Raw genomic sequence first — 12,472 nt, 5'->3', positions numbered from 1 at the left:
GCAGGTTCAGGCACGGGGCCGGTGAAGGTCCCGTACCGGTGATTTTCTCTGAGTGTGTGCCTCGCGCTGAGAGGGCATGAGACACAGCTGCCCACGGTACCAGCCGTACTCCCACCGGCCCAAACCGCCCGCTCGTCTCCCGCCGCCACCCTCGAACGGGGCCCCGCGGACCGCCCCTCAGATGCCCAGTGTCCCGGCCGTGGGACCATGGAAGCTACGTATCGATCCCAACCGAGGCCGACCTGAGGCAAACGGCGCCTCAAGAGACAGGACCCTGCGTGCCCGCGACCCCTAAGAATGTGCCCGAGCCGAGCCGTACCGACCCGGCTCTGATCCGCAATTTCTGCATCATCGCGCACATCGACCACGGCAAGTCCACGCTCGCCGACCGCATGCTCCAGCTCACGGGCGTGGTCGAGCAGCGGCAGATGCGTGCTCAGTACCTCGACCGGATGGACATCGAGCGCGAGCGCGGCATCACGATCAAGTCCCAGGCGGTGCGTCTTCCGTGGGCCCCGACCCACGACAAGAGCAACACGCACATCCTCAACATGATCGACACCCCGGGCCACGTGGACTTCACGTACGAGGTCTCGCGCTCGCTCGCCGCGTGCGAGGGGACGATCCTGCTCGTCGACGCCGCCCAGGGGATCGAGGCCCAGACTCTCGCCAACCTGTACCTGGCGATGGAGAACGACCTCCAGATCATCCCGGTGCTCAACAAGATCGACCTGCCGGCCGCCCAGCCGGAGAAGTTCTCCGAGGAGCTGGCGAACCTCGTCGGCTGCGACCCCGAGGACGTGCTGAAGGTCTCCGCGAAGACCGGCATGGGCGTCGAGGCGCTGCTCGACCGGGTGGTGGAGCAGATCCCCGCCCCGGTCGGTGTGCAGGACGCCCCCGCCCGCGCGATGATCTTCGACTCGGTCTACGACTCGTACCGCGGTGTCGTCACCTACGTCCGTGTCGTCGACGGCCAGCTCAACAAGCGCGAGCGGATCCGGATGATGTCCACCGGCGCCACGCACGAGCTGCTGGAGATCGGTACGAACTCGCCCGAGATGCTGCCGGCCGACGGCCTCGGCGTCGGCGAGGTGGGCTACCTGATCACCGGCGTGAAGGACGTCCGCCAGTCCAAGGTCGGTGACACGATCACCAGCCTGAACAAGGGCGCCTCGGAGGCGCTCGGCGGCTACAAGGACCCGAAGCCGATGGTCTTCTCCGGTCTGTATCCGCTGGACGGCTCGGACTACCCCGAGCTGCGCGACGCCCTCGACAAGCTCCAGCTCAACGACGCGGCGCTGGTCTACGAGCCGGAGACCTCGGCCGCCCTCGGCTTCGGTTTCCGCGTCGGTTTCCTCGGGCTGCTGCACCTCGACGTGATCCGCGAGCGCCTGGAGCGCGAGTTCGGCCTCGACCTGATCGCCACCGCGCCGAACGTGGTCTACCGCGTCGACATGGAGGACGGCGCGGAGCACATCGTCACCAACCCGAGCGAGTTCCCCGAGGGGAAGATCGACCAGGTCTACGAGCCGGTCGTGCGCGCCACCATCCTCGCGCCGTCCGAGTTCATCGGCTCGATCATGGAGCTGTGCCAGACCCGGCGCGGCACCCTGCTCGGCATGGACTACCTCTCCGAGGACCGCGTCGAGATCCGCTACACGCTGCCGCTCGCCGAGATCGTCTTCGACTTCTTCGACCAGCTGAAGTCCAAGACCCGCGGTTACGCGTCGCTCGACTACGAGCCCACCGGTGAGCAGACCTCGAACCTGGTGAAGGTCGACATCCTGCTGCACGGCGACAAGGTCGACGCCTTCTCCGCGATCACCCACCGCGACCAGGCCTACGCTTACGGTGTGCGGCTCGTCGCCAAGCTGCGCGAGCTGATCCCGCGCCAGGCGTTCGAGGTGCCGATCCAGGCGGCCATCGGCTCCCGGGTCATCGCCCGCGAGACCATCCGCGCCATCCGCAAGGACGTCCTCGCCAAGTGCTACGGCGGTGACATCTCCCGTAAGCGCAAGCTGCTCGAGAAGCAGAAGGAGGGCAAGAAGCGCATGAAGATGGTCGGATCCGTGGAGGTTCCGCAGGAGGCCTTCATCGCGGTGCTCTCCAGCGACGACGGCGGCGGCAAGAGCAAGAAGTAGCCACCGGAGCGGTCCCGGAAGGCGGCGGCGGTGGGCCCGGCACGCACAGGCGTGTCGGGCCCACCGCTTTTGTGTGGGCACTGTGTGGGCAGGGGCGGAAGGGGCGATTCCCTGGGAAGTCGGAGGCCGGAGCCTCTTACGCGCCGGGGCAGTGGCCCTTACCCTGATCACTGCTCAATGGTTACTCGCCAGTTAAACAAGCCGCGTTTCAACAGCCGCGGGCCCCGGAGGACGTCGTGAGCGACACACAGACCCTGATCGAGAACCGACCGCCTTCCGTGGCGTCTCTCTTCCTGGAGCGCGTGGCCGCCACACCTGATGCCGAGGCCTACCGCTACCCGGTGCCCGCGGCCGCCGGTTCGGGCCCCGACGAGTGGAAGTCGCTGAGCTGGGCGCAGGCCGCACAGCGGGTCTACGCGATCGCCGCCGGCCTCGTCGAGCTGGGCGTGCACGCCGAGGAGCGGGTGGCGCTCGCCTCCTCGACCCGGGTCGAGTGGATCCTCGCCGACCTCGGCATCATGTGCGCCGGCGCCGCGACCACCACCGTCTATCCGCAGACCAACGCCGAGGAGTCGGCGTTCATCCTCTCCGACTCCGAGTCGAAGGTGCTCGTCGCCGAGGACGCGGCCCAGCTCGCCAAGGCCCGCGAGTCCCGCGCCGAGCTGCCCGAGCTGCGCCACGTCGTCGTCATCGACGCGACCGGTGTCGAGCCGGACGCCGCCGACCCCGACGGCTGGCTGCTTACCCTGGAGGACCTGGAGGCGCGCGGCGCCGCCTACCTGGAGAAGAACCCGGAGGTGGTGAAGGAGCGCGTCGGCGCGATCGACAAGGACCAGCTCGCCACCCTCATCTACACCTCCGGCACCACCGGCCGCCCCAAGGGCGTCCGCCTCCCGCACGACAACTGGTCGTACATGGCGAAGGCCATCGCCTCCACCGGGCTCGTCGGCCAGGACGACGTGCAGTACCTGTGGCTGCCGCTCGCCCACGTCTTCGGCAAGGTGCTCACCAGCGGCCAGATCGAGGTCGGGCACGTCACGGCCGTCGACGGCCGCGTCGACAAGATCATCGAGAACCTGCCGGTCGTGCAGCCCACCTACATGGCCGCCGTGCCGCGCATCTTCGAGAAGGTCTACAACGGGGTCGCCGCCAAGGCGCGGGCCGGCGGCGCCGCCAAGTACAAGATCTTCCAGTGGGCGGCCGGAGTCGCCCGCGAGTACGCGAAGGTCAGCCAGGACAACTTCCGCAGGACCGGCGTGGCCTCCGTGCCGTTCGCCCTCTCCTCCAAGCACAAGGTCGCCGACGCCCTCGTCTACAGCAAGCTGCGCGAGGCCTTCGGCGGCCGGCTGCGGGCCTGCGTCTCCGGCTCCGCCGCGCTGGCCCCCGAGATCGGCTACTTCTTCGCCGGCGCGGGCGTCCACATCCTGGAGGGCTACGGGCTGACCGAGTCCTCCGCCGCGTCCTTCGTCAACCCCGGCGAGGCCTACCGCACCGGCACCGTCGGCAAGCCGCTGCCCGGCACCGAGGTGCGCATCGCCGACGACGGCGAGATCCTGCTGCGCGGCCCCGGCATCATGGAGGGCTACCACGGGCTGCCCGACAAGACCGCCGAGGTCCTGGAGAGCGACGGCTGGTTCCACACCGGCGACATCGGCGAGCTGTCCGTCGACGGCTATCTGCGGATCACCGACCGCAAGAAGGACCTGATCAAGACCTCCGGCGGCAAGTACATCGCGCCCGCCGAGGTCGAGGGCCAGTTCAAGGCCGTCTGCCCCTACGTGTCCAACATCCTGGTGCACGGCGCCGACCGGAACTTCTGCACCGCCCTCATCGCGCTCGACGAGCCCGCGATCCTGGAGTGGGCGAAGGAGAACGGCCTGGAGGGCAAGACGTACGCGGACGTCGTCGCCGCCCCCGCCACCGTCCGGCTCGTCGAAGGCTATGTCGCGGAGCTGAACCAGGGGCTCCAGCGCTGGCAGACCATCAAGAAGTTCAAGCTCCTGCCGCGCGACCTCGACATCGAGCACGGCGAGCTGACGCCCAGCCTCAAGCTCAAGCGGCCGGTCGTCGAGCGGCAGTACAAGGGGCTGCTCGACGAGATGTACGCCGGTACGCGCGAGGGCTGAGCCCCGTACGCACGCCGCCGAGGCGCCCCGGATCAGGGGCGCCTCAGCGCGCGCAACGTTTCCTCCATCCGGGAGACGCGGGTGCGCAGCTCCGAGACGTCCGGTTGCGGGTGCTCGGCCAGCAGGCGCTCGATCGAGGACATCCGGCCGGCCAGCGCGTCGAGCTGCGCCTGCTCGCGCGCCAGCAGCCGCTCCAGCTGCTGGTTCTTGCGGTGCAGATCGAGGAAGACGGTGACCTTGGCGCGCAGCACCCACGGGTCGAAGGGCTTGGTCAGATAGTCGGCCGCCCCGGTCGCGTAGCCGCGGAAGGCGTAGCCCGCGTCCGCGTCCGTGCCGGTGAGGAAGATGATCGGGACGTCCTTCGTCTGATCCAGGCGCTTGATGTTCGACGCCGTCTCGAACCCGTCCATGCCCGGCATCCGGATGTCCAGAAGGACGACCGCGAACCGGTGCCGCAGCAGCGCCTTCATGGCTTCCTCGCCCGAACGGGCCCGCACCAGCGGCTCGTTGAGCGATCCGAGGACCGCTTCGAGCGCGACCAGGTTGTCCTCCATGTCGTCGACCAGGAGGATGCTGGCCCGCTCGCTCGAACTGGCGCCTGAGATGGTCATGGTGACGGTGTGCCTCGCTCACTCGTCGGCGGAGCCACGGACTCCCCCTCGTGCGGTGTCCCCGAGCCGACGGACACGTCAGCGGTGTCGTCGGGGGCGTCGGGATCGTCGGGGTCTCCCGGGTCCAGCAGATCGCAGACGACGGTCAGCAGCTGGTCGACGTCCACCGGTTTCGGTACGTAGTCGTTGGCGCCCTTGGCGATCGACTTCTCACGGTCGCCGGGCATCGCCTTCGCGGTCAGCGCCACGATGGGAAGCCCGGCCCAGTGCGGCGTCGCGCGGATCACGGAGATGGTCTCGTAGCCGTCCATCTCCGGCATCATGATGTCCATCAGGACCAGCTCGATGTCCGGGTTGAGCTCCAGGGTCTCGATGCCCTCCCGGCCGTTCTCCGCGTACAGCACCGGCATGCCGACCCGGCCCAGGACGTGGGTCAGCGCGAACACGTTGCGGATGTCGTCGTCGACGATCAGGACCCGGCGCCCGGCGAGCACCTGCCCCGCGCGGCCCGACTGCCACTGCTCCAGCTTGGTCGGCGTGGGCCAGTTGTCCTCCTGCTCGTGCGGCGGGTACGAGTCCGGGGCCATGGTCTGCTGCTCCGGCACGAGCGGCGGCCGCTGGCCCGCGTGCGGGGCGGCCTGGCCCGGCTCCGCGACCGGCTCGTGCGGCTCGTGGCTCGGGTGGCGCACCGGCACGTACAGCGTGAACGTGGAGCCGTGGCCCGGCTCGCTCTCGGCGATGATGCGGCCGCCGAGCAGCCCGGAGATCTCCCGGCTGATGGACAGGCCGAGGCCGGTGCCGCCGTACTTGCGGTTCGTGGTGCCGTCGGCCTGCTGGAACGCCTCGAAGATGACGGGGAGCTTGTCGCGGGCGATCCCGATGCCGGTGTCGGAGACGGCGAACGCGATCAGGTCGTCGCTGTCGCGCACGTACTGGTGCTCGGGGTCCTTGACCCGGGAGACCCGCAGTTCGACCTTGCCGTTCGCGGTGAACTTGATCGCGTTCGACAGCAAGTTGCGCAGGATCTGCTGGAGGCGCTGCTCGTCGGAGAACATCTCCCGCGGCACGTCCTCGCCGACCGTCACCTCGAAGGCGAGACCGCGGTCGAGGGTGATCGGGCGGAACGTGGCGTGGACGTAGTCGAGGAGCTTGATGAGCGGCAGCTTCTTCGGGCGGACGTCCATCCGGCCGGCCTCGATCTTCGACAGGTCGAGGATGTCGTTGATGAGCTGGAGCAGATCGGACCCCGAGCGGTGGATCGTCGTCGCGAACTGCACCTCCTGGTCGTTGAGATGGCCGTCCGGGTTGTCGGAGAGCAGCCGGGCCAGGATGAGCAGCGAGTTCAGCGGCGTACGCAGCTCGTGCGACATGTTCGCCAGGAACTCCGACTTGTACTGGGACGAGGTCGCCAGCAGGGCCGCCTTCTCCTCCAGCTCGGCGTTGGAGCGCTGCAACTCGGCCTGCTGACGCTGGAGCTCGTTCGAACGTTCCTGCAACTGCGTCGCCAGGCGCTGCGACTCGCCGAGCAGCGACTCCGTGCGGGAGTTGGCGATGATGGTGTTGATCGCGACGCCGATGGTGTTGACGAACTGGTCGAAGAACGCCAGGTGGACGTCGGAGAAGCGGGAGAACGACGCCAGCTCGATCACGCCGAGGAGCTTGTCCTCGAACAGGATCGGGATGATGACGACCGAGGCCGGGGCCGCTTCCCCCAGACCGCTGTTGATCTTGATGTAGTCCGGCGGGGCGTCCTCGACGAGGATGCGCTTCTTCTCCAGCGCCGCCTGGCGGACCAGCCCGTGCACCGGCATGCCGCCGGTGTCGACGACCGAGGCCGCCGCCGACGCGTACCCCGCGATGTAGGCGAGTCCCTTGGTGGGGATCGCGGGGCGGATCGGGGTGTCGCCCTCGTCGGGCTCCGCGAGGAAGAACGCGCCGTACTGGGCGTTCACCAGCGGTGTCAGCTCGCGCAGGATCAGGTCGGCGACCTCCATCAGGTCGCGGTGGCCCTGCATCAGGGCCGCGAGGCGGGCCAGGTTCGACTCCAGCCAGTCCTTCGCGCGGGTCGTCTCGCGCAGGTTGGCGACCATCAGGTTGATGTTGTTCTTCAGCTCGGCGACCTCGCCCTGCGTCTCCACCGTGATGGAGCGGGACATGTCGCCGGAGGTCACCGCGGAGGCCACCTCGGCGATGGCGCGGACCTGGGTCGTCAGGTTCGACGCCAGCTCGTTCACGTTCGTCGTCAGGCGCTTCCAGGTGCCGTACACGCCCTCCACCCGCGCCTGACCGCCGAGCTGGCCCTCGGAACCCACCTCACGGGCCACACGCGTGACCTCGGAGGAGAACGACGAGAGCGTGTCGACCATCGTGTTGATGGTCGTCTTCAGTTCGAGGATCTCGCCGCGCGCGTCGACGTCGATCTTCTTGGACAGGTCGCCCTGGGCCACCGCCGTGGCGACCTGGGCGATGTTGCGCACTTGGGAAGTCAGGTTGTCCGCCATGTAGTTGACGTTGTCGGTCAGGTCCTTCCAGACGCCCGACACGCCGTGCACGGTTGCACGCCCGCCGAGACGGCCGTCGGTGCCGACCTCGCGGGCCACACGGGTCACCTCGTCGGCGAAGCCGCGCAGCTGCTCCACCATCGTGTTGACGGTGTCCTTCAGCTCCAGGATCTCGCCGCGCGCGTCGACCGAGATCTTCTTCGACAGGTCGCCCTGCGCGACGGCCGTGGTGACCTGCGCGATGTTGCGGACCTGGGAGGTGAGGTTCGACGCCATGAAGTTGACGTTGTCCGTGAGGTCCTTCCAGACCCCCGATACGCCCCGCACCTGGGCCTGACCGCCCAGGTTCCCCTCCGTGCCCACCTCGCGGGCCACGCGGGTGACCTCGTCGGCGAAGGCGGAGAGCTGGTCGACCATCGTGTTGATCGTCGACTTGAGTTCGAGGATCTCGCCCTTCGCCTCGACGGTGATCTTCTTGCCGAGGTCGCCCTGGGCCACCGCCGTCGAGACGAGCGCGATGTTGCGGACCTGGGAGGTCAGGTTGTCCGCCATGAAGTTGACGTTGTCGGTGAGGTCCTTCCAGACGCCGGAGACGCCGCGGACCTGGGCGCGGCCGCCGAGCTGGCCCTCGGTGCCGACCTCGCGGGCCACGCGGGTGACCTCGTCGGCGAAGGCGGAGAGCTGGTCGACCATCGTGTTGATCGTCGACTTGAGTTCGAGGATCTCGCCCTTCGCGTCGACCGTGATCTTCTGGCTCAGGTCGCCGTTGGCCACCGCCGTGGTGACCTGCGCGATGTTGCGGACCTGCGAGGTGAGGTTCGACGCCATGAAGTTGACGTTGTCGGTGAGGTCCTTCCAGACGCCGGAGACGCCGCGGACCTGGGCGCGGCCACCGAGCTGGCCCTCGGTGCCGACCTCACGGGCCACGCGGGTGACCTCGTCGGCGAACGCGGAGAGCTGGTCGACCATCGTGTTCACGGTCAGCTTCAGTTCGAGCAGTTCGCCCGTCGCCTCGATGGTGACCGTACGGGTCAGGTCGCCGCGGGCCACCGCCGTCGTCACCAGCGCGATGTCCCGCACCTGGGCCGTCAGCCGCGACGCCATCGTGTTCACGGCCTCGGTCACGTCACGCCAGCTGCCGCTCAGCCCCTGGGCCTTGGCGCGCCCGCCGAGCCGGCCCTCGGTGCCGACCTCACGGGCGACCCGGGTCACCTCACCGGTGAACAGGGAGAGCTGATCCACCATCTTGTTGACCGCGCGGCCCAGGCTGCGCAGGTCCCCGCGTAACTGACGGGTGCCGTCGTGCAGGTCGACCCGCTGCGTCAGATCGCCGCCCGCGACCGCGTCCAGCACCCGGGTGGCATTGGCCGCCGGGGCCACCAGAGCCCCGATGACGGTGTTCACGTCGTGGACGCGGGTCGCCCACGCGCCGTACCCGGGGCTCGTCTCCATCCGCTCGTCGAGCCGCCCGTGCCGGACGATCTCCCGGCGCACCCGGGTCAGCTCGGAGCTGAAGTGGGCGCTGCGGTCGACCAGTTGGTTGAACACCGCCCCCAGCTCGCCGACCAGGCCCTCCCCGGGCTCCTGGACGTGGACGAAGTTCCCGTCCCGCGCGGAGGTGATGGCTGCCAGCAGCGGGCGCAGATCGGAGGCGCGGAGCATGTCGCTCTCGAGCCCGCTGGGGTCCACACGCATAGCACTGTTCTCACTCATAGCGGCCCACTTCGGTGACTCGGCGCTTATGGCCATGGTCAGTCTGTCACTCTGTTGCTGTCGCCTGAGGCGTAAATGCCCGAACTGCTCAGGAGCCGAACCGTGGGGCCCATTCCACTTCAGCGGGAGACCACCGTCAGTGGCCCCGACCTGGCGAACGTCGGGTCGGACGCAGCACCGGCCGTGGTGCGGACGTCGCTGCCCGGGAACCCACTGGCACCCGCTGCCGCCCGCCGTTTCGTCCGTGCCGCCTTCGCCGACTGGACCGAACTGGCCCTGCCCGTGGCCGCCACCCTCAGTGACCGGCTGGTCGACGACGCCGTCGTCGTCCTGAGCGAACTCGTCACGAACGCCGTGGTGCACGCGGGCACCAGCGTCGAACTGCTGTGCAGGATGGAGCCCGTCGCGCCGGACGGCACCCCCGCGGGGCTCGTCGTCGAGGTCACCGACCACCACCCGTCCCGCGCCGTGCGCACCGACCGCGGACCGCGCTCGCCGGAGACCCCCGAGTACGGCCGCGGCGTCCAGCTCGTCGCCGGTCTCGCCGAGTCGTGGGGGATCACCTACCGCGCGAGCACCAAGACGGTGTGGGCCCGCCTGCCCACCGACGGCACGGAGACCTCCGCGCCCGTCCTCCTGGAACAGCAGGCGTCCGGACAGCAGGCCCCGGCACCGCAGGGCCCGGACGCGTCGTCCGCGCGCGCCCTCCAGCGCGGGCTGCGCGCCGCGGAGATCCTGGCGCCCGTGTCCCGCCGCGACCCGCAGGACCGCGACTGGATCAACCGCGGCGCGCTCTCCTTCCTCGCCGAGGCCTCCGACCTCCTCGCCGGGCAGCTCGACGAGGACATGGTCGCCGCGCTCGTCGGCCAGCTCCTCGTGCCACGGCTCGCCGACTGGTGCGCGATCTGGCTCTACGACGAGGAGGGGCGCGGCCTGCCGGGCATCGCCGACCACGACGCGCGCGGCGCCGACCCCCTGCACGCGCCGCGGCTCGCCCGCGTCTGGCACACCCACGAGAACCGCCTGGAGGACCTGCGCCGGATCCTGGAGAAGGAACCGCCCCGGCTGCCGGACGCCGTGCGCACCGCCGCCGTGCCGGTGCCCTGCCCGTTCGAGACCGCCCCCGACGACGCGGGCGCCGCGCTCGCCTACCGGCTCTCGGCGGGCGGCCGCACCCTCGGCATCCTGCTCATCGGCCGGGCCGGACTCCAGACCTTCCCCGACGAGGTCACCGGCCTCGTCGAGGACTTCAGCCGCCGCGTCGCGCTCGCCGTCAGCGCGGCCCGCCGCTTCACCCGGCAGGCCACCATCAGCCGGATCCTCCAGCGCGGCCTGCTGCCCACCGCCATCGCCGAGATCCCTGGCCTCAGGAGCGCCCTCGTGTACGAGCCGAAGGAGCGGGGCGGCCCCGGCGGCGACTTCTACGACGTCTTCCCGGCCGGTGACGGACGCTGGTGCTTCGCGCTCGGCGACGTCCAGGGCAAGGGGCCCGAGGCGGCCGTGATGATCGGGCTGGCCCGGCCCTGGCTGCGGCTGCTCGCCCGCGAGGGGTACTCGGCCCACCAGGTCCTGGACCGGCTCAACCGGCTGCTGCTCGACGACGCCACCGAGGCCGCCGACACCGCCGGTCGCGCGCTCGCCGCAGTCGGCGGCCAGGGGGTGCCGCAGGAGGGCTCCACCTCCCGCTTCCTGTCCCTGCTCTACGGCGAGCTGACGCCCACCGCCGCCGGGATGAGCTGCACCATCGCCTCCGCCGGGCATCCGCTGCCGCTGCTGATGCGGCCCGGCGGCGAGGTTGTCCCCGCGGCCGGCCCCCAGGTGCTGCTCGGGGTCGTCGACGACCCCGACTACACCAGCGAGACCTTCGAGCTGTCCGCCGGGGACACCCTGCTGTGCGTCACCGACGGGGTGACCGAGCGGCGTCGCGGGGCCCTCCAGTTCGACGATGGCGACGGGCTGGCCCAGGCCCTCGCCGGATGCGCGGGCCTGTCGGCCCCGCTCCTCGCCGAGCGCATCAGACGCCTGGTCCACGCCTTCGCCGACGCCCCACCGGACGACGACCTGGCCCTGCTGGTGCTGCAAGCCGAGTAGCGGGGCTGGAAAGACGGTGCCGGGCGGTGCAGGACAATGGACGTATGCCTTCCGCACTTCCCGACGGCGAGCCCGTCCCCGCCGACGGATCCCTGCCCGCCTCCGCCCTCGCCGACGCGGCCTCCCGCCCGCTCGGCTTCTATCTGCACGTCCCGTACTGCGCCACCCGCTGCGGCTACTGCGACTTCAACACGTACACGGCGACCGAGCTGCGCGGCACCGGCGGCGTCCTCGCCTCCCGGGACAACTACGCGGACCTCGTGGTGGAGGAGGTCCGGCTCGCCCGGAAGGTGCTCGGCGACGACCGGCGGCCCGTGCGGACCGTGTTCGTCGGGGGCGGTACGCCGACGCTGCTCGCCGCCTCCGACCTCGTACGGATGCTGGGCGCGATCCGCGACGAGTTCGGGCTCGCCGACGACGCCGAGGTGACGACCGAGGCGAACCCCGAGTCGGTCGACCCGGCGTATCTGGCCGAGCTGCGGGCCGGGGGGTTCAACCGGATCTCGTTCGGGATGCAGAGCGCGCGGCAGCACGTGCTGAAGGTCCTCGACCGCACGCACACGCCCGGCCGGCCCGAGGCGTGTGTCGCGGAGGCGCGGGCCGCCGGGTTCGAGCACGTGAACCTGGACCTGATCTACGGCACGCCGGGGGAGACCGACGAGGACTGGCGAGCCTCGCTGGACGCGGCCATCGGGGCCGGCCCCGACCACGTCTCGGCGTACGCGCTGATCGTCGAGGATGGCACCCAGCTCGCCCGGCGGATCCGGCGCGGGGAGGTGCCGATGACCGACGACGACGTCCACGCGGACCGGTACCTGATCGCCGACGAGGTCCTTGCGGGGGCCGGGTTCGACTGGTACGAGGTGTCGAACTGGGCGACGTCCGAGGCCGGGCGGTGCCTGCACAACGAGCTGTACTGGCGCGGGGCCGACTGGTGGGGCGCCGGGCCGGGCGCCCACTCGCACGTGGGCGGGGTGCGCTGGTGGAACGTCAAGCATCCCGGGGCCTATGCCGCCGCGCTCGCCGAGGGGAGATCGCCGGGGGCCGGGCGGGAGGTGCTGGCCGACGAGGACCGGCGGGTCGAGCGGATCCTGCTGGAGCTGCGGCTGCTCGACGGGTGCCCGGTGTCGCTGCTGAAGCCCGCCGGGCTGGCCGCCGCGCGGAAGGCTGTCGCGGACGGGCTGCTGGAGAGCGTGCCGTTCGACGGCGGGCGGGCCGTGCTGACGCTGCGGGGGCGATTGCTGGCCGATGCCGTGGTGCGGGATCTGGTCGATTAGCTCGCCGTGGGG

General features: G+C 70.3%; 6 protein-coding genes. 4 read left to right on the top strand and 2 right to left on the bottom strand.

The window, feature by feature from the left end:
* Positions 1–278: 278 nt before the first annotated feature.
* Together lepA and ABII15_RS13205 are read left to right on the top strand one after the other, a co-directional pair.
* Positions 279–2,141 (top strand): translation elongation factor 4, encoded by a 1,863-nt coding sequence (gene lepA, locus ABII15_RS13210; protein WP_353942506.1) that lies wholly within the window; start codon positions 279–281, stop codon positions 2,139–2,141.
* Positions 2,142–2,377: 236 nt separating this feature from the next.
* Positions 2,378–4,267: a long-chain fatty acid--CoA ligase gene (locus tag ABII15_RS13205; RefSeq protein WP_353942505.1), complete on the top strand. Its 1,890-nt coding sequence runs from the start codon at positions 2,378–2,380 to the stop codon at positions 4,265–4,267.
* A 32-nt stretch (positions 4,268–4,299) separates the two neighbouring features.
* Here ABII15_RS13205 and ABII15_RS13200 read toward each other — a convergent pair whose 3' ends face one another.
* A complete protein-coding gene (locus tag ABII15_RS13200) occupies positions 4,300–4,878 on the bottom strand; it encodes a response regulator (protein ID WP_353942504.1) in 579 nt (192 codons plus the stop codon).
* Positions 4,875–9,041: a HAMP domain-containing protein gene (locus ABII15_RS13195; protein ID WP_353947048.1), complete on the bottom strand. Its 4,167-nt coding sequence runs from the start codon at positions 9,039–9,041 to the stop codon at positions 4,875–4,877. The genes ABII15_RS13200 and ABII15_RS13195 overlap by 4 nt, the downstream gene beginning before the upstream one ends.
* A 234-nt stretch (positions 9,042–9,275) precedes the next feature.
* On the opposite strand from ABII15_RS13195, the gene ABII15_RS13190 reads away from it, so the two are divergent.
* Both ABII15_RS13190 and hemW read left to right on the top strand, forming a co-directional pair.
* Complete coding sequence (locus ABII15_RS13190; RefSeq protein ID WP_353947047.1) at positions 9,276–11,183, top strand: SpoIIE family protein phosphatase; 1,908 nt, start codon at positions 9,276–9,278, stop codon at positions 11,181–11,183.
* A 44-nt stretch (positions 11,184–11,227) separates the two neighbouring features.
* Positions 11,228–12,460: a radical SAM family heme chaperone HemW gene (gene hemW / locus ABII15_RS13185; RefSeq protein ID WP_353942503.1), complete on the top strand. Its 1,233-nt coding sequence runs from the start codon at positions 11,228–11,230 to the stop codon at positions 12,458–12,460.
* Positions 12,461–12,472: the final 12 nt, after the last annotated feature.

It is taken from the genome of Streptomyces sp. HUAS MG91, from assembly GCF_040529335.1.
Classification (GTDB): Bacteria; Actinomycetota; Actinomycetes; order Streptomycetales; family Streptomycetaceae; genus Streptomyces; species Streptomyces tabacisoli.
The sequence above is the reverse complement of the archived record's forward strand: the minus strand, read 5'-3'. Positions and strand labels throughout refer to the sequence as shown.

Coding starts and splice junctions, on each gene's coding strand:
- ABII15_RS13200 (WP_353942504.1), bottom strand. CDS start 4,878: ATGACCATCTCAGGCGCCAGTTCGAGCGAGCGGGCCAGCATCCTCCTG.
- ABII15_RS13195 (WP_353947048.1), bottom strand. CDS start 9,041: ATGCTCCGCGCCTCCGATCTGCGCCCGCTGCTGGCAGCCATCACCTCC.
- hemW (WP_353942503.1), top strand. CDS start 11,228: ATGCCTTCCGCACTTCCCGACGGCGAGCCCGTCCCCGCCGACGGATCC.